This is a genomic window from Streptomyces sp. NPDC102274 (assembly GCF_044766385.1).
GTDB lineage: Bacteria > Actinomycetota > Actinomycetes > Streptomycetales > Streptomycetaceae > Streptomyces.
On record NZ_JBIWLW010000007.1, the window covers coordinates 195993 to 213747 of the forward strand.

Consider the following 17755-nt stretch of genomic DNA (forward strand, 5'->3'; position numbering starts at 1 on the left):
CGGAATACGGGAATATTCCCGGTCCCGGTCCGGGAATAAACGGAGAGACCCTCCCGTTCTCGCCCTTCGTACGTATTCGATACGCAGGAGGGTCTGACCGGTGGACGACGCGAGCCGAGGCACGACGGACGGCATCAGGGGCACGGTGCACGGCACCGCACCCGTACCCCTCTCGGTACTGGACCTGGTCACCGTGGGCAGCGGTTCCACGGCCACCCGGTCGCTCCGGACGAGCGTCGCGCTCGCGAAGCTCGCCGAGCGCAGGGGATACCACCGGCACTGGGTCGCCGAGCACCACTCCATGCCGGGCGTCGCCTCGTCCTCCCCGGCCGTGATCCTCGCCCATCTCGCCGCGCACACCGAGCGCATCCGGCTCGGCTCGGGCGGTGTGATGCTGCCCAACCACGCCCCGCTGGTGATAGCCGAGCAGTTCGGCACGGTGGAGGCGCTCGCACCGGGCCGGGTCGATCTGGGCCTGGGCCGCGCGCCCGGCACCGACGGGGCGACGGCCGCGGCGCTGCGCCGCTCCGACCGGCTGAACGAGGGCGCCGACGACTTCCCGCAGCAGCTCGCCGAGCTGACCCGGTTCCTGGACGACGACTTCCCCGACGGCCACCCCTACTCCCGTATCCACGCGGTACCGGGCCCGGTCCAGGGCCCCGCGGGCCGGCCGCCGATCTGGCTGCTCGGCTCCTCCGGCTTCAGCGCCCGGCTGGCCGGGGTGCTGGGGCTGCCCTTCGCCTTCGCCCACCACTTCTCGGCGCAGAACACCGTCCCGGCGCTCGACCTCTACCGCGAGTCGTTCCGCCCCTCCGAGGTCCTCGACGCCCCGTACGCGCTGATCGGCGTCTCGGCCCTGGCCTCCGGCAGCGAGCGCGAGGCCCGCCGCCAGGTGATGACGGGCGCCCTCTCCATGGTCCAGCTGCGCACCGGCCGGCCGGGGCTCGTCCCGACGCCGGAAGAGGCCGAGGCGTACCGGTTCAGCCCGATGGAGCAGGAGTTCGTGGACAACTGGCTCGTCAATATCGTGCACGGCACCCAGGACGCGGTCCGCGACGGCCTCAACGACCTTCAGAAGCGCACGGGCGCCGACGAGTTGATGATCACGACCCACGCGCACAGCGGCGAGGAGCGGCTGCGCAGCTACGAGCTGATCGCGGACGCGTACGGCCTGCCCGCCTGACGCTCCCGGGGCGGGCCGAGGGCCATCGGCGGCCAAGAGTCACTGCCCCGGCCCGTCCGCCACGGTCGTGAGAACCCCCGCCGGGGTGTGGAGCCACGGTGTCTGCCGGCCGTCGGGGGTGACGGTCAGACCGAAGCGCTCCGGACCGGGACTGCCGGCCCCGAGCCACCACCGGTACGTCGCCTCGACCTCGTCCCACAGCCGGCGGGGGCCGTACTGCCAGACCGTGAGCCGCTTGTCCGTCCGGCCGTCCCAGTCGACGGCCGCCCAGGACGTGGTGTCCGTGGTGGCGAGCCAGAGCCGGGACGCCACGCCGTGCACATCCGGGTTGTCGTGCCAGGCCCGCCAGATGTCCGGGAGCCGCAGGCCGATGGCGAACCGCGCGGCCGGGTCGTCACCCGCCACCGCCCAGGGGCACAGCTCCGTGGCGGACCGCTCCGGCATCTGGTCGTCCTCCACGACATCGCGGTAGATCCGCAGGTCCGTGCGCTGGTCGCGGATGAGCACGAACGCGGAGTGCGGGGAGAACCGGCCGGACGCGCTGCCGTCGTCCCGGACGGTGAGCCGCAGCAGCCCGAAGCGGAACCAGGGCGAGTCCCAGGGCGTCAGGATCACCCCGCCCGGCCGGGTCTGCTCCAGCCAGGCACGCGGCACCCGCCGTACGGAACAGGTGGCGACGACCCGGTCGTACGGGGCGCCGGGCGCGTACCCCGCCGCGCCGTCCCCGGTGACGATCCGGGGCTCCAGACCGGCCCTCCGCAGACGGCGCGCGGCCTGCGCGCTGAGCCGGGGATCCAGCTCGACGGTGGTCACGCGCTCGCCGCCCAGCCGATGCGCCAGCAGCCCGGCGTTCCAGCCGGTACCCGTGCCGATCTCCAGCACACGGTGACCGTCCTCCACCGCCAGCAGGCGCAGCATACGGAAGACGATCGCCGGGGCCGACGCCGAGGACGAGACCCGGCGCCCGCCGTTGCCCGGATCCCGGCCGTCGTCGATTCCTTCGTCGATTCCGTCATCGCACCCGTCATCGCCTCCGTCGTTGATCCCGTCATTGATCTTCGTCACCACCGGACCGTTGGTGTACGCGGCGCGGAGCCAGTGGTCCGGCGCCGCGCCGCGGGTGCAGGCCGTCAGATCGTCATCGACCCAGACCCTCTCCGGCAGGAAGCGATGCCGCGGAACCGCCCAGAAGGCACGCTCCCACTCCGGCGCGAGCGGCCCGGCCAGGGCACCGCGCAGCCCGTCGAGCAAGCCCCTCATGGCGGCCCGCTCGGCGGCGCCTGTACGGAACGCGCCCGGCCCGGCATCCGTCATCGCGTCACTTGCCGTGCTCCGGACCGGACTTGGGCTGAGCCGTGTCCCCCGCGTGCTTGCCCTCGCCGCCGGTCTCGCCCGTCCCCCAGCTCATGCCTGGTGCCCCCCGCCGTCTCCGCCGTCGTGGTCCAGCGTCCCAGCGGGACAGACGCCGGGACGCCCTTCCACGATCACCCAGCGCACGGATCACCGGCAAGGCCGCCCGGACGAATGGCGAGTCCCCGCCAGCCAAGGGGCCATCCGTTCGGGTACGGGCGCCACGTAAGGGTGTGAGCGGCCGTCACATCCCGGTCGGGAACGGGTGTCAGGCGCCCCTCGGGCCGATCGCGACCATCTCCGCGATCCGTTCCGGCGCCACCGGACGGGAGAAGAGCCAGCCCTGCCCCGTGTCACAGCCGATCCGCTGGAGCCGCGCCGCCTGACCCGAGGTCTCCACGCACTCCGCGGTGACCGTCAGCCCCAGCCGGTGCGCGAGCTGGATCAGGGCCTCCACGATCGTCTCGTCGGCCGGGCTCGGGTGGACGCCCTCGTCGTAGCGGAAACCACGGACGAACGAGCCGTCCAGCTTGAGGACCGAGACGGGCAGCCTGCTGAGATACGCGAGGTTCGAGTACCCCGTCCCGAAGTCGTCGATCGCGATCCGTACGCCCATGTCGCTCAGCGCCTGGAGCGCCTGGAGGGGCCGGCCCGCCGAGCCCATCACCGCCGACTCCGTCAGCTCCAGTTGCAGCAATTGCGGCGCGAGTCCGGTCTCCGCGAGGATTTCCGCCACGTCCGCGACCAGATCGGAGTCCCAGACCTGGCGTACGGCGACATTGACGCTGACGAAGAGCGGCCGGGTCTGCGGGTGGTCCAGCTGCCACCGTCTCGCCTGGCGGCACGCCGTACGCAGCACCCAGCGGCCGAGCTGCACGATCGAGCCGTCCTCCTCGGCGATCCCGATGAACCGATTCGGCGCCAGAGTCCCGAACTGCGGGTGGTTCCAGCGGACCAGTGCCTCCACTCCCCGCACGACCCCGTCGGCCATCCCCACCAGCGGCTGGTACTGGAGCACGAACTCCTCGCGCTCCACGGCCGGCCGCAGCGTCGAGGTCAGCGCCTGCCGGGTCATCCGGTGGGCGTTGCGCTCCGGGTCGAAGAGGGTCCAGCGGGCCTTGCCGTCGGCCTTCGCCCAGTACAGCGTGGTGTCGGCGGCCTGCATCAGCCCGGTCGGGGTGGTGCCTTCCGCGGCCCGCTCCACGACCCCGATCGACGCCGAGACGGAGAGCCGCTGCCCGGCCAGTTCGAAGGGGCGCTGGAGCGCGGTGAGTACGGAGCGGGCCAGATCGGCGAGTTGTTCCGTACCGGTGGAGTCCTCGACGAGGATCGCGAACTCGTCCCCGCCGAGCCGGGCGACCAGATGGCCGCCGCTGCGGGTGTAGCCGTCGTGGTCGGCGCATTCGGTGAGCCGGGTCGCCACGGCGGCGAGCAGCCGGTCGCCGGTGCGGTGGCCGAGCGTGTCGTTGACGGCCTTGAAGCCGTCGAGATCGAGGTAGCACAGCCCGATCCGCCCTGTTCTGCCATCGCCGTACGACCGGCGGTCCGGATAGGCCGGGGACACGCCGTACGCCACGCCGTCGTGCGACGAGGCCTCCAGCGCGGAGGCGAGCCGCTCGAAGAACAGGGTGCGGTTGGGCAGCCGGGTCACCGGGTCGTGCATCTGGAGATGGCGCAGCCGCGCCTGGAGCTCGCGCCGGTCGCTGATGTCCGCGATCGACAGCAGCGCGCCGCGGCCCTCCGGTACGGGGACGACGGTGACCTCGGCCCAGAGGGTCCGTCCGTCGGGGTGCTTCAGCCGGCGGGTGCAGCGGAAGCGGGCGCGCCGGCGCTCCAGCACCGCGTGATAGGCGTCCCAGGTGCGGCTGTCGGAGGCGAGGTCGACGAGATCGGCCGCGGCCTGGCCGGTGAGCGCGGCGGGCCCGGTGTCGAGGAGCACGGCGAGCGCGTCGTTGGCGCTGACGACCGTGCCCTCCCGGTCGATCACGGCCATGGCGAATCCGGCGGCCCGGAAGGCGCCGCGGAAGTCCTGTGCGTCAGGCCCGTCCGGCGGCCCAGCGGCTGTTCTGCCGAAGGTATGACGCTCCGTGACGGGTGGCCGTGGGATGCCGGCCGCCGCGACCGCCGCTGGACGCGGCCCTTCGGAGGTTCCGCTCACGGCTCGCTCCCGCGGTGCAGTCGTGTCGTACAGAGTGGTCGGGACGGTCGGCCAGGGAAAGTGTGCCGATCATAGAGGCAGGCCGGGCGGCCATTCCAGCTCCTGGACGGCGAAGAGGCCGCGGAATCCCGCCGGCGTGCCACCGCGCGATCGTTTCTGCACGTCTGTGGCACCGCAGAAGCCTGCCGTGATCACCTGTGACTTTCCGTGACGTTCCAGGGTGTCGGGTTGTCGACGCCGTGAACACGAGCCCCTCACCGTGGCGCAGCGGAACCCCCCCTCACCCGTGTGGTGCAGCGGAACAGGGCATAGTCGTACAAACCGACCCAGGGTGGGAGTGGTGCCCCCCAATCCGGAGCCGGAGGTCGATGTGGAGCGTCCGCAGCCACCCGGGGGAGTGGAACGGCCCCGCCTGCGCAGGACCGCGGCCGCCGTGACCTCCCTCGTGGCGCTCGCCGCCACATCGCTGATCGCCGGGCCCGCCGGGGCCTCGGCGCCCGAGGGGCCCTGTGCCCTGCCGCGCACCGCCGCCCATCACTCCCTCGGCCTCGACACCTGGAACGCCTCCTATCCGCGGCCGGACCGCGTGCTCGACGCGGTCATGATCTTTCTCTCCTTTCCCGACTCGGCGCCGCTGGCCGACCCGGCCGACCTGGCGGCCGACCACTTCCCGGCCACCAGTCACTTCTACGAAGAGGCGTCGTACGGGAAGTTCGCGCTGCGCGCCCACCCCCAGCTCCAGTGGTTCCCGATGCCGCACTCCTCCACGGACTACGGGATACGGCGCGACTGGGAGCCCGCCCGGCGCACGGCCTATCTGCGGGACGCGCTGGCCGCGGCCGATCCGGCGGTCGACTTCTCGCGCTACGACGTCGTGTACCTGGTCGCCGATCCTGATGCGCCCGGTGTCGACTCCGATGCCACGAAAGTGGTCAACTTCGACCGGCCGATGCGGGCGGACGGCACGGACATCCGGCGTATCGTCACCGTCTTCGAGCGGCACCCGCCGGACCGCAATGTGCTGGCCCACGAGACCGGGCATGTCTTCGATCTGGCGGACCTCTACCACCGGCCCACGGACGGCAAGGGCGACTGGGACACCTATGTCGGTGACTGGGATGTGATGGGAAGCCAGTTCGGGATGGCGCCGGATCTCTTCGGCTGGCACAAGTGGAAGCTCGGCTGGCTGGACCAGCGCCAGGTACGGTGCGTGCCGCCCACGGGCACGAGCCTGCTCACCCTGGAGCCGGTCGCGGCGGCGCCCACCCCCGGCGGGAGCGCCGGGACCCGGCTCGCGGTCGTCAGGACCGGCCGCAACTCCGCGCTGGCCATCGAGGCACGCTCGGCGACCGGAAATGATCTGCACACCTGTACCGAGGGGGTGCTGATCTACCGGGTACGCGGCGAGACGGCGTCGGGCGGTGGTCCGGTCGAGGTGGTGGACACCCATCCGGACGGTGAGGGCTGCTGGGACCGGTCGGTCTATCCGCCGCTGGCGGACGCGCCGCTGGGGGTCGGCGAGACCTTCACGGTGGAGAAGGAGCGGACGCGGGTGGAGGTGGCGGACCGTACACCCACGGGGGCCTGGACCGTCAAGATCACCCCGGAGGTCACTCGCTAGGGCCTTGAGAGGCCGGAAAACGAAGGAGCCCCTCGCCTGCGCGAGGGGCTCCTTCATGTCTGTGCGCCGCCAGGGACTCGAACCCCGGACCCGCTGATTAAGAGTCAGCTGCTCTAACCAACTGAGCTAGCGGCGCCTGCTGACGTCGTAGACCTTAGCACCCGGATCGGCGCGAAGAAAAATCGATATACGCAGGCCCCTCCAGGAGGCGTTTCCCATGGTCAGGAGCGTGACCGGGGCAGCCGGGCGGCCGCTCCCGCCGACGCTTCCCGCACCGCCCCCGCTGTTGCTACCGCCACCGCCGCCACCGCCGCCACCGACGGTTCCGGCGCCGTCCGCGGGCGCGGTACGGAGCCCGTCCCGGCCGCCGCCTGGTCGCGGGCCGCCCGTACACAGGCCCAGAGCAGCACATCGGGCCCCGGCAGCCAGGGGTGGCGGGTGTCGGGGGCGACCATCCAGCGCGGCCCCGACGCGGGGCCCGGCGACAGCGGCGGTACGGTCACCGCGTCGCCGGTGCCGTGGCAGAGCAGGGGCGGCGGGGCCGTCTCCCGCCCGCCGGTGCCCGAGCCGCCCCACTCCTCCCAGGAGAGCAGGGACGGCAGCCGCTGGGCGGTGCCCGGCGCGGCGAAGAGGAGCGTACGGCCGCGGTACGTGGCGACCGGCCCGGAGCCGGGGCCGTCCGCCCACAGCCGGTCCAGCATGCGCCGGCCGAAGATCGCGGGGGCGTTCACCACATCGAAGACGGAGCCGCAGGGCAGCACCGCCGGAGAGGTCGGACGGGCGGCCCAGAGGGCGAGCGTGGAGCGGGGGTACGGTCCGGCGGAGGCGAGCCACTCCGCGCCGGCCGGGGTGACCCGCGCGGTGTGATGCCGGCCCTCGTCACGGAGAAGGCCGAAGACGTCGGTGCGGCGTTCGTCGTCGCTCATACCGGGACTCAGCGGAGATTCATCTCGTAGCCATGCGCTCATGACAGTCAGATCTACCGGGAGTAACGAGCCCGTTCCCGAGAGTTCGTGAAATACGGGACAGGGCGGCGCGGGAGGCGTAACCTGCGCGTCGCATATGCCACACGGGTGACTCACCGGGCCCGCCGGTTCCCCACCGCCCCCCTGGCCTCACTGGTTCGCCAGGCCCTCGCCGCTCAGCAGGTCCCGGCCGAACTCGACCATCTTCTTCGCGTAGTCCTCGGTCCACTGCGCGCGCAGCGCGATGTCCGCCGTCGTCAGCCGGTCGAAGCGGCGGGGATCGGCGAGCTGCGCGGCGGCGATCGCCTGGAACTCGACGGCCCGGTCGGTCGCCGCCCGGAACGCGAGAGTCAGCTCCGTCGCTCTGGTCAGCAGGTCGGCGGGGTCGTCGATGGATTCGAGGTCGAAGAAGTGCTCGGGGTCGGCGACCGCCTCCGAGGGCTCGAAGAGCAGCGGTGCCGGCCGCAGCCGCCGCTCGCTCCGCTCGGGATCCGCCATCGGTTCTCCTCCTGCTCGTGCGTGTAGGGCCTTTCGGCCACCGTCCATTGTCCCGCCCGGCGCAAGGGGGCCTCGTACGGTGCCCTTTCTCAGGGCTGCCGGCTCACCCGGTGTCCTCAGGGCTGCCAGCTCACCCGATGCTCCGAGAGCTTGGCCAGGACCGAGTGGTTCGCCTCCCAGCCGTCCGGGAACTTCACCGTCACTCCCAGCCGCACAGGCTCCGTCGAGGGGTGCTCGTCCAGCAGCTCCGCCACGCCCGCGCGGCACACCACGACACAGGCGTGCCGATGCCGGGACGCGAGCACGCACAGCCGGCCCGTCTCCAGATGGAACGCGGTGGCGTCCGGCCGGCCGGAGAGCGGGTGGAGCACCACCGTGACATCGAACTCACGGCCCTGGAGCCGGTTCGCGGTGTCCACCGCCACCCCGCTCACCCCCAGGTCCGCGAGGGCCGCGCGGACCGCCGCCGCCTGGTCGCGGTGGGCGGTGCCGACCGCGATCCGGTCGGCCGTCACCGGCACCGGATCGGGGGAGCGCTCGCTGGTGGCCGCGCCGCCGCGGTCCAGCATCCTGCGCACGACCAGCGCCACGGCCCGTACCGCCTCCGGGTCGGTACGGGGCGTACGCCGGGCGGGCAGCTCCAGGAGGCCCCAGCCGGACTCGGCCGCCTCGTCGAGCACCCGGTCGGGACCCGAGCCGTCGGACGGCACCCCGAACGCGAGCGCCCGGTCGCCGTGGCCCGTACCGCTGCGGAACGGCGTGTACGGATAGAACGCGTCCGACACGAGCGGCGCCGCGGACGCGGGCAGCCGCCATGACACGGGCAGCCGGTGCTGGGGCAGCTCGGGGTTGTGCGCGAGGAGCGTGGAGACCGCGCTCGCGGACGGGTCGTACGACAGCCCCGCCCACTGGTCGGCGCCCACCACGCTGAACGGGTCGAGCTGGCCGGGGTCACCGACGAACAGCGCGCGTTCGAAGAGCCCGGCGACGGCGAGCAGCGCGTCCGAACGCATCTGGTACGCCTCGTCCACGATGGCGTGCCGCCACGGCTCGACGCCCTGCACATGCGCCCACTTCGCCGCCGTCGAGATCACCACGTCGAGCCCCGCCAGATCCGCCGCCTTCGCGGACTTGCGGACATTCGGCAGCGCGTCCAGGGCCTTGTCGTACGGGTCGGGGTCATTGCTGTGCAGCCGGCCGACCGGCAGCTCGGGATCCTTCTCGGCGAGCCGCGCGACCAGGTCGTCCACCTGCGCGTTGGTCTGCGCGACGACCATCAACGGTCGCCCGGCGGCGGCCAGTTCGCGGGCGGCCCGTACGACGAGCGTCGACTTGCCCGCGCCGGGCGGTGAGTCGACGACCACGCCGCGGTGGGTGCCGTGCAGCGTGTCGCGCAGGATCGCGTCGGTGGCACGCGCGGCGGCGGCGCCCGGATCGAAGGCCGCCCGGCCGGTGGAGGTGGCGGTGTCGGATGCGGCGGGACCCGACGTAGCGGGACCTGACATGGCCGGACCCGATGCGGCGGGAGCCGATGCGGCGGTGTCCGTCACAGGAAGTCCTCCTCGGTGACCGGGTCCGGAGCCTCGGCCCGGGGCCCGGCCTCGTCCTGGGCTCGGGCCGGGGGCGCGTCCTCCGCGCCCGGAGGCCCGCCGTGGGTCCACGGGGTCTCCTCCTGGTCCGGCAGTTTCGGGCCGCCTCGCTGGTCGTGCTCGAAGAGCGTCCAGGCGATCCGGTCGCCCTTCTCCGGCACGGAACCGGGAGCGGGCTCCTTGCCGCGGCCCATACGGTCCGTCAGCCGCAGCACCAGCACGCCGTCGGCGCCGTCGGTCCCGTCCGCGCCGTCCGTTGACGACTGTACGAACTCCGCCGACTGGGGCTTGCCGTCCAGCGAGCGGAACACCTTCGTACCCGCCTCCAGATGCGGCCGGTCGTCGGTGCGGACGGTGACCAGCGGGCGCGGGCTCGGCCGTTTGCTCTCGCTGTACGCCATCACCACCTCCGTCACCTCGCTCAGGAACGCCTCGCCCGACAGTCTGCGCCCCGCGAACACCAGCGGATCGTCCAGCGCCTCCTGGGCCTCCAGCTGCCCCTGCGCGGTCTCCCGCGAGGCGAGCTTCCGCGCCGCCGTCACCGCGTCGTCCCGCCGCGGCTGCGGCGGCTCCCCGGCGCGCACCCGGTCGCGATGGCCGGTGAACGACCAGCGGTCGCGCGTCCAGCGATCGGCGACGCGCTCCCCCTCCGGCAGCGCGCGCACCAGGTCGAGACCGCGCCACACCGCGTCCCAGGTCGGCCGCATGACACGCGCGAGCAGTTCGCGGATCTCCCGCTCCGCCGTGGTCAGCCGGGTCAGCTGCTCCTCCGCGCCGGGCCCGTCCTCGGCCGCCGCGAGCTCCTGGCGCGCCCGGTCGTACCCCTCGATGGCGGGTGCCAGCAGCCTGTTGTCGAACGCCGGGTCGGTGGCGGGCCCCGCCGGGGGGCAGCGCAACTGTCCGCCGCGGTCCCGGTCCAGCTCGGCCCGGAGCGCCGCCTCGGCGCCCGAGGCGCCCTCGGGCGGATCGATCCAGGCGAGCAGCGCGCCGAGATGCTGGTCCTCCAGGCTGGACTGCCCGGTCGCCCAGTGACGGTTCAGCAGATCCGTCGCCGCGAGCAGCAGCGAGGACCCCGGGACCCGGGCGCGCTCGCCGTAGTGCGTCAGCCAGCGGCCGAGCAACGGCACGCGCGGCGGCGCGGGATACGGCGTGTCCGGGTCGTCCTCGGCCGTGCGCCGGAACCGCATCGACCGCCCCAGCAGCCGTACGAAGTCGATGCCCGGCCGGCTCGGCACGATCAACTGCGGCGCGTCCACGCACAGCTCGGCCTCGACCTTGACCCGCTTGCCCGTCTCCGGGTCCGTCTCGCTGCGCTCGGCGGGCTCGATCACATCGGCGTACGCGTCGAGATACGGCAGTACGGCCTCGGCCAGCTCGCCGAGGAACGCGAACCGCAGATCACGGTCGCGAGGCTGCGCGACGGTCAGCAGCCGCGGCGCGTCCCGGTCCGTCCCGACCAGCGCGCCGAGCGGCGCACCGGCCTCGCCCGCCGTGGTGAGCGGTACGAGCACCAGCGGCTCGTCCGAGATCCTGCGGTGCCGGACGGTGGCCAGCGGCCGGGCACGTCCGCTCTCCATGGCCTCCAGCCGCGCGAGCGTACTGATCAGCGACATGTGACCGCCTCATTCGCGGCCCCGACAGCCGGCCCGGCTCCGTCGTCCCCGCCGTCGGCCGCCGCCCGGGAAGCCCCGGCTGTCGCCAGCGCCTCCGCCCGCAGCGCCTCCGCCCGCAGCGCCTCCGCCCGCAGCGCCTCCGCCCGCAGCGCGGCCGCCCTGCGCAGCGCGATGACCGTCGGGTCCGCCGGGTCGCCCGCCCCGCCGTGCGCCGCGGCCAGCACCGCGCCGACCGTGGTCAGACCGCCCAGCTCGCCCCGTACGCCACGGCCCAGCGCCTCCACCGCGCCCTCCGCGCGGGCCCGGTGGCGGCAGTGGAAGGCCAGTTCGCACGCCGACAGGCATTCGGGCGCGTAGGCCGCCGGGACCGATTCGACCGCGGCCGTCAGCTCCTCGCCCGAGCAGTGGTCCGGATCGAAGGTGGTGCCCTCGGGCAGCCCGGCCGCGATGTCCTCGATCCGGGTCAGCCTGGCCAGCTGACGGCGCGTCACCGACAGTTGCTTGCGTACGTCCACGACCGACGCGGCCGGCAGATTGGAGAAGTCCTTGGGGCAGACCAGCAGGACGCGGTCCGCCACCTCCGCGCCCGCCGTGTGGAGGGCGACCCGCTCCAGCGCCAGTACATACACCGCGGCCTGCCGCGCCGCCGCGCCCACCTTCGCCGCGTCCGCCGAACCGTCGATCATCGGGAAGGACTTGATCTCCACGACCGTCCATCGGCCGTCAGGACGCACCACCACCGCGTCCGGCTCCAGATACGCGGGGGAGCCCGCCACCTCAAGGGCCAGCAGCGGATGGTCGAGCAGCGCCCACGCCCGCGCCTCCGTGGCCTCGCGCAGGGCCAGCGCCGTACGGGCCGTACGCCCCTCGGGACCGGCCGCCGACAGATCGGGGACGAGGACCTCATCGGGGGCGGGCGGAGGTGACTGGCCGCCGAGCCGTTCGGACAGCAGCCGCATCAGCTCCGTACCGCCGTCGGCCTTGACCTTGGCCTCGAAGGCGTTGCCGCGCATGAACGCGAACTGCGACTGGCCGAACGGGGCGGGCGAGCCGAGCGCCGACGCGAGCGCCGCCTTGTCGACCCCGGCCCCGTCCAGCAGGGCGCGCCGCCGGCAGCCGGGGTTGGCCGCGAGGGCCGCCAGCGCGCGGGCGTCGAGCGGATGCGGCGCGACGGCGGGGCCGCGCAGCTCAGCGAGCCGTCGCCGGAGTGTCGTCTGCGGAGGTGGTGCCGGTGGTGCTGGTGCGGGTCCGCTGCCCAGGGAATCGCTCACCCGCGGAAGTCTCGCATCCGCCGCTGACAACCGGGCCTTCACGGGGCCATGTACGGGTTGACGTACGGGACGACGTACGGGGTGACGAATCGGCGGGGGACGCACCGGCCCGCGTCGGCGACCGCCCGAAGCGTGCCCTCGCCGCGACCCGCAGTCGCTCGGCCGCGCGCAGCGCCGGCCGGGTCAGCAGCGCCCCGAGACCCATCACCGCCGCGCCCGCGACCGCGTCGAGGAAGTAGTGGTTCGCGGTCCCCATCACCACCACGGTGACGAGCAGCGGATAGCCGGCGCCGACCCACTTCATCAGCGGGGTACGGGCGTGCCGCCACAGCAGCACCCCGCACCACACGGCCCACCCGACATGCAGGCTCGGCATCGCCGCGTACTGGTTGGTCATCCCGCCGAGACCGCGCGGCGCGCTCGCCTCGTCGCCCCACCAGCCGTACGAGCTGTACTGCGCCATGGTGTCGACGAAGCCGTGTCCGCTCTCCAGCAGCCGGGGCGGGCAGGTGGGCAGAAGGGTGAAGCCGGCCAGGCCGAGGACGGTGGAGAGCATCAGCCAGGTACGGGCGGCCCGGTACCGGGCGGGGCGGCGGCGGAAGAGCCAGACGAGGACGGCCGGGGTGACCAGGTAGTGCAGTGAGGCGTAGGCGAAGTCGGCGGGTATGCCGAGGGCCGGGGTGCTGGTGAAGAGCCGGTTGAGCGGGTGCTCGGCGTTGAGGAGAAGCGCTTTCTCCACCCGGAGGATCGCCAGTCCGTGGTCGACCGCGGTCGACACATCGCCCCGGGCGAGCAGCCGGCCCAGTGAGTACGCCGTGTAGACCAGGACGAGCAGCGTCAGCTCGGTCCACCAGCGGGGCCGGGGGCCGGGGCGTGTCGTCCCAGGGCTCTGCGGCGCGCTGGCGCTGTACGGCATCCGGGCGATCTCCATCATATTTTCATGCGGCTGTCGGCCGACGTTCAACCGTACGGTGCAGGTCGTTGAGTCCTTCGATCGGGTGTATCTCCGGAAAAATGTTCGACAACATCACCTCGACGGAGAGAGGGACGCGGGGATCTTCCGGGAGGTTGCCCCTGGAGGTCTCCCTCCGTTCAGGTACGCGATGATGGAACGGCACCAGTTGTGAACCTCAGGGAGCACCTTCATGGCACCGCGCATCCTGCTCGCCCGGCACGGTCAGACGGCCTGGTCGCTGTCCGGCCAACACACGGGCAGGACGGACATCCCGCTGCTCGACGAGGGCCGGCGCGGCGCCAAGCTGCTGGGCGAACGGCTCCATCAGGCGCCCTGGTCGGGGCTGCCCGGCGTGGCGATCCGCACCAGCCCGCTGGCGCGCGCCGCCGAGACCTGCGCGCTCGCCGGCTTCGGCGACCGGGCCGAGGAGTGGGACGCGCTGATGGAGTTCGACTACGGCGCGTACGAGGGCATGACCCCGGCACAGATAAAGGCGGACCGGCCCGACTGGTTCATCTGGCGCGACGGAGTCCCGGACGGCGAGACCCTGGAGCAGGTCTCCGCCCGCGCCGACGAGGTCGTCTCCTGGGCGCGCACGGCGGACCGTGACGTCCTGGTCTTCGGCCATGGCCACATCCTGCGCGCGATCGGCGCGCGCTGGCTGGGCGAGGACATCTCGTTCGCGGCGCGCATCCGGCTCGACCCGACGTCGGTGTCGGTGCTGAGCTGGGCGTACGACCTGCCGGCGATCCAGGTCTGGAACGACACGGCGCATCTGACGCCCTGATTCGGGGCTCCGGGCCTGGGGCTTGGGCCCCGGGGTTCCGGGCTCCGGTCCTCAAGCCCGGATGTTCTCCTCAAGCCCGGACGTTCGTCGAGGCGTGGCGGTCCAGGAAGGCGCCCACCTCCGGCAGCCGCCGCTGCGGCAGCAGGACCCGCGCCGTGGCCGCGAGTCTCGTATGGATACGGGAGGACTGGACGACATCCAGCGCGTCCAGCACCTGCTGGCCGGCCGCCGCCGCCTCGTCCGGCGCGCCGGCGCGGGCCAGGTCCGTGGCCAGCTCCACCCGGTAGAGCGCCAGATTGCGGGCGAAGTGCGGATCCTGGAGCGCCGTCGCACGGTGGGCGTGCCGGGCCGCGCGCGACCAGTCGCCCAACGCCGCGTGACACAGCGCCTCCTGCGACTCCAGCTCGGGCTCGCCGAAGAAGGACATCCACTCGGGGTCGGCGTCCGAGGGGCCGCGGTCGAAGAGGCCGTGGGCCCGGCACAGCGACTGCTCGCAGTTCGTACGGTCGCCCAGCTTGGCCCAGCCGGCCGCCTCGCGCAGACAGAGCAGCGACAGCAGCCGCGGCGAGGCCAGATGCCTGGCGGCGCGCCGGCCCGCCTGCGCGGTCCGTACCGCTTCCCGGTACCGGCCCGAATCCTTCGCCAGGAACGAGGTGTTGGCGAAGGCGTGCGCCTCCACCCCGGGATCGTTCGCCATCCGCGCGGTCGCCAGCGCCTCCGCGTAGTGCGAGCGCGCGTCGTCGAAGCGGCCGGAATCATGGGCGAGCCAGCCCACCGAGATCGACAGCTCGCCGGCGCCCGCGTAGAGCCGGTCCGCGGTGGACCGGCGGGCGGGCGTGCCGGAGTCGAGCAGTGCGTGGGCGGCGCGCAGCGGCTGGGCCGCCTGCCGGTAGATCCCGTCGGCGCCGTGCCGGTCGTCCAGCAGCCGGATCCGCCGCACCGCCGCCTCGACGGCGATCACCTCGGCGTCTCCGGCCGGGCGAGGTGACCGCCGCGGCGGCGGTACGGCCACGGCGGCCGTACCGCCGAGACCGAGGGAGGCGGCCACCACCGTGACGGGGCCGCTCGTCATGAACGCGCGACGCAGCACGTCGCTCTCCTCGTTGGTATCGCTGGTGTCGCTCCGGCTGTTGGCGGTGTCCACCCTGTTCGCTCTGTTCTCTCTGACCGTGGTGGTCGCCGTGGCCCGCGCCGCTCTGCCGCGTACGTGCTCGCGCGGACAGAAGCCCAGGTCCTTCAGAGCCAGCCCGGGGAACATATGGAGGAAGACCCGTTCGTACGCGTAGTTGGGGCAGCGGATCTCGCCCGCCTCCACCCGGCCGATATAGCGTGCGTCACAGGCGACTTGTTCACCGATCTCCCGGGCGGCCCTGCGCACGGCGGCGGCGAACTCCCCCGGCGAGCGCCGCCCGCGCAGCCGGCGGAAGGCGAGGTTGGGAACTGCCCGAGACGACGCCATGGCCGAGCCCTCTCCTCGTACAGCCGTTGGTGCCCGCGGGTCACCCGGAGCGTGCGGTGCGATGTGGCGCGGTGCCCAACTCCAGTTGTTCCGACGGGCAGAACGTACCGGCTGTGACGGTCGTGACACATAGAGTTTGCCCACAAAGCGGATTTCTCGCCCATGATCTGCCATGAACTGCCATCTTTTTCGACGGTGCGCCGCCGTAGCTGTTGACGCCGCCATGCGTTGAACCCGGTGGGAGACGCTCAATGTGGAGGTCGGTATGGACACCAGTGGTGGCTCGCGGACGACTGCTCGGCGCGTGCCCGGCCAGGAGTGCGGCGCGCGTCCCGGGGAGGACGCCGGGGAGCCCTGCGACCTGGTGACGGTGCCGGCCCGGCAGGGCCTCGAAGCGGTGGACATCCTGCGCCGGGGAGGCGCCACTCCCAAGGTGGGGCCCGTGCTCCACGACGGTCCGTGCGACACCCTCGGTTTTCTGGTCCCGCCGGGTACGGCCGCGGGCTGGGACATGCCGGGCAGCGCCTGTACGCAGACGAACGGCCGAGGTTTCCGTATCCCCGCAGACCCCCCGGTCATCGGCTCGGACTGGCTGCTCCACCCCGATACGACGGGCCCGGTCACGGATCCGGGGCTGCTGAGGGAGGCGCTGGGCGAGGCGGCGCGGCTCCTTGAGGCCGCCGACCGATGCAGATAGCCGGACTCATCCCTCCGGCCGTGCACGTCAACCGCCTGAAAGGCCTGCCCCGGGTTGCACACGACCGTCGACGGCGGCATAAGGCGCACCGGAGGCGAACCGAGCCCTCAAAATGAGGACGTGGCAAAGAACAAGCGCCGGGCCCCGTCCGCGACGGTCACGGCAGAGGATGTCGACGGCGGTCGCGCCGAGCTGGTGCCCGACCGGGAGCGGGCGCGGGCCTGGTCGTTGCTGATCGACGGGGCTCCGCAGTCCCATGTCGATCTCGACGACCCCACCCATCTCTCCTTCGCGTATCAGCGCAGGCTCGGCCATGTCGCCGATCTCGTGGCGCCCGCGGGCCGGCCGTTGCGTGTCGTGCACCTCGGCGGCGGGGCCTTCACCCTGGCCCGTTACATCGCCGCCACCCGCCCCCGCTCCACCCAGCAGATCGTCGAAGTGGACGGTCCCCTCGTCCACTTCGTACGCGAGCGGCTGCCGCTGGACCCGAACGCCCGTATCCGCGTCCGCACCACCGATGCGCGGGCCGGGCTCGCGAAAGTGCCGGACGGGTGGGCCGATCTGGTGATCGCGGATGTGTTCAGCGGCGCCCGCACCCCCGCGCATCTGACCAGCGCCGAGTTCCTGGGCGACGTGCGCCGGGCCCTGCGGCCGGACGGCCATTACGCGGCCAATCTCGCGGACGGTCCGCCGCTCGCGCATCTGCGCGGCCAGATCGCCACCGCCGCCACCGTCTTCGGGCGGCTCGCGCTCGCCGCCGATCCGGCGGTGTTCCGGGGCCGCCGCTTCGGGAACGCCGTACTGCTCGCCTCGGACCGTGAGCTGCCCGTCGCCGAACTGACCCGCCGGGTCGCGAGCGATCCGCATCCGGGACGGGTGGAACACGGCCGGGCGCTGACCGACTTCACCGGCGGCGCGGCCGTGGTGACCGACGCGAGCGCCAAGGCGTCGCCGCCGCCCCCGGCCGACGCGTTCAAGTAGGCCCGGCGGCTGGTACGGCGGGAAGGCTCAGCGGGAGTCGAACTGCACCATCGGCGGATGCCCGTTCCAGGTGCAGAACACCGAGACCTCCCGGCCGTCCTGGGTGAACGTCACCCGGATCCAGGTCGGTTGTGTCCACACCTGCATCCGCCAGCCGCCGTCGGGCGTCGCCGAGACCAGTTCGGCCGAGGCGCTCCCGATGTCGAAGACGACCCGGCCGCCGTCGACCGCGTAGCTCTTCACCTCGCCGGAGGAGCCGGACGGTTCGGCCTCCGCACTCGCACCCGCACCCGCGCCCTTGTCCGCGTTCCCGGGCGTGTTCCCGCCCCTGTCCTTGGTCTCCTCGGCCGACGGACGCGACGAGGGCCGCCCGCTGTCGCTCGGTGTCGCCGCGGGCGAGGAGGGCGGCTTCGCGGACGGGCTCGGGGGACGCCAGGTGGACGAGGCGAGGGGGCTCGCGCCCCGTTCCTTCGCGCTGTCCACGGGCAGCGGGAGCGCGCGCGGCGGGTCGTACGCCGTCCCCGCCATGACCGAGTGGACGCCCCACCACGACAGCGTGACCGCCGCGCCCGTGGCGAGCGACCACGCCAGGGTGTGTATGAGTCCCATGCGCATCCGGGCCATACTG

Annotated in this window: 15 protein-coding genes and 1 tRNA gene; 5 read left to right on the top strand and 11 right to left on the bottom strand. The window is 73.1% G+C overall.

Annotated elements, in window-relative coordinates:
• Nucleotides 1-100: 100 nt before the first annotated feature.
• Nucleotides 101-1183, top strand: coding sequence for an LLM class flavin-dependent oxidoreductase (locus ACIRQP_RS12650; protein ID WP_403887629.1), 1083 nt, complete (start codon nucleotides 101-103; stop codon nucleotides 1181-1183).
• 39 nt (nucleotides 1184-1222) lie between these two features.
• Here ACIRQP_RS12650 and ACIRQP_RS12655 read toward each other — a convergent pair whose 3' ends face one another.
• Together ACIRQP_RS12655 and ACIRQP_RS12660 are read right to left on the bottom strand one after the other, a co-directional pair.
• Nucleotides 1223-2497 (bottom strand): methyltransferase domain-containing protein, encoded by a 1275-nt coding sequence (locus tag ACIRQP_RS12655; protein WP_403887632.1) that lies wholly within the window; start codon nucleotides 2495-2497, stop codon nucleotides 1223-1225.
• A gap of 304 nt (nucleotides 2498-2801) precedes the next feature.
• A complete protein-coding gene (locus ACIRQP_RS12660) occupies nucleotides 2802-4691 on the bottom strand; it encodes a putative bifunctional diguanylate cyclase/phosphodiesterase (protein ID WP_403887635.1) in 1890 nt (629 codons plus the stop codon).
• A gap of 340 nt (nucleotides 4692-5031) precedes the next feature.
• Here ACIRQP_RS12660 and ACIRQP_RS12665 point away from each other — a divergent pair, with 340 nt between their 5' ends.
• A complete protein-coding gene (locus ACIRQP_RS12665) occupies nucleotides 5032-6312 on the top strand; it encodes a M6 family metalloprotease domain-containing protein (protein WP_403887638.1) in 1281 nt (426 codons plus the stop codon).
• Between the two features lie 62 nt (nucleotides 6313-6374).
• Here the strand turns inward: ACIRQP_RS12665 and ACIRQP_RS12670 are convergent.
• The 7 genes from ACIRQP_RS12670 to ACIRQP_RS12700 form a co-directional block, all read right to left on the bottom strand.
• Nucleotides 6375-6448, bottom strand: a tRNA-Lys gene (locus ACIRQP_RS12670).
• Between the two features lie 85 nt (nucleotides 6449-6533).
• The gene (locus tag ACIRQP_RS12675) at nucleotides 6534-7280 is read right to left on the bottom strand and encodes a bifunctional DNA primase/polymerase (RefSeq protein ID WP_403887641.1); all 747 of its coding nucleotides are present in this window, start codon (nucleotides 7278-7280) and stop codon (nucleotides 6534-6536) included.
• A gap of 147 nt (nucleotides 7281-7427) precedes the next feature.
• Nucleotides 7428-7775 carry a hypothetical protein gene (locus ACIRQP_RS12680; protein ID WP_403887644.1) on the bottom strand — a complete coding sequence of 116 codons (348 nt, stop codon included), beginning with the start codon at nucleotides 7773-7775 and terminating at the stop codon, nucleotides 7428-7430.
• Between the two features lie 116 nt (nucleotides 7776-7891).
• The gene (locus tag ACIRQP_RS12685; RefSeq protein ID WP_403887916.1) at nucleotides 7892-9280 is read right to left on the bottom strand and encodes an AAA domain-containing protein; all 1389 of its coding nucleotides are present in this window, start codon (nucleotides 9278-9280) and stop codon (nucleotides 7892-7894) included.
• 41 nt (nucleotides 9281-9321) lie between these two features.
• Entirely contained in the window at nucleotides 9322-10977 is a 1656-nt protein-coding gene (locus ACIRQP_RS12690; protein WP_403887647.1) for a hypothetical protein, read from the bottom strand.
• Entirely contained in the window at nucleotides 10968-12248 is a 1281-nt protein-coding gene (locus tag ACIRQP_RS12695) for a hypothetical protein (RefSeq protein ID WP_403887650.1), read from the bottom strand. The genes ACIRQP_RS12690 and ACIRQP_RS12695 overlap by 10 nt, the downstream gene beginning before the upstream one ends.
• A complete protein-coding gene (locus ACIRQP_RS12700) occupies nucleotides 12166-13164 on the bottom strand; it encodes a phosphatase PAP2 family protein (protein ID WP_403887919.1) in 999 nt (332 codons plus the stop codon). Before ACIRQP_RS12700 ends, ACIRQP_RS12695 begins: the two co-directional genes overlap by 83 nt.
• Nucleotides 13165-13393: 229 nt before the next feature.
• On the opposite strand from ACIRQP_RS12700, the gene ACIRQP_RS12705 reads away from it, so the two are divergent.
• Nucleotides 13394-13990 (top strand): histidine phosphatase family protein, encoded by a 597-nt coding sequence (locus ACIRQP_RS12705; protein WP_403887653.1) that lies wholly within the window; start codon nucleotides 13394-13396, stop codon nucleotides 13988-13990.
• A 70-nt stretch (nucleotides 13991-14060) separates the two neighbouring features.
• On the opposite strand, the gene ACIRQP_RS12710 is transcribed toward ACIRQP_RS12705, so the two are convergent.
• Complete coding sequence (locus ACIRQP_RS12710) at nucleotides 14061-15449, bottom strand: tetratricopeptide repeat protein (protein ID WP_403887656.1); 1389 nt, start codon at nucleotides 15447-15449, stop codon at nucleotides 14061-14063.
• A gap of 265 nt (nucleotides 15450-15714) precedes the next feature.
• Here ACIRQP_RS12710 and ACIRQP_RS12715 point away from each other — a divergent pair, with 265 nt between their 5' ends.
• Both ACIRQP_RS12715 and ACIRQP_RS12720 read left to right on the top strand, forming a co-directional pair.
• Nucleotides 15715-16146: a hypothetical protein gene (locus ACIRQP_RS12715; protein WP_403887659.1), complete on the top strand. Its 432-nt coding sequence runs from the start codon at nucleotides 15715-15717 to the stop codon at nucleotides 16144-16146.
• Between the two features lie 120 nt (nucleotides 16147-16266).
• Nucleotides 16267-17127, top strand: coding sequence for a spermidine synthase (locus ACIRQP_RS12720; protein WP_403887662.1), 861 nt, complete (start codon nucleotides 16267-16269; stop codon nucleotides 17125-17127).
• Nucleotides 17128-17154: 27 nt separating this feature from the next.
• On the opposite strand, the gene ACIRQP_RS12725 is transcribed toward ACIRQP_RS12720, so the two are convergent.
• Nucleotides 17155-17751, bottom strand: a complete 597-nt coding sequence (locus tag ACIRQP_RS12725; RefSeq protein WP_403887665.1) for a hypothetical protein — start codon at nucleotides 17749-17751, stop codon at nucleotides 17155-17157.
• Nucleotides 17752-17755 lie beyond the last annotated feature (4 nt).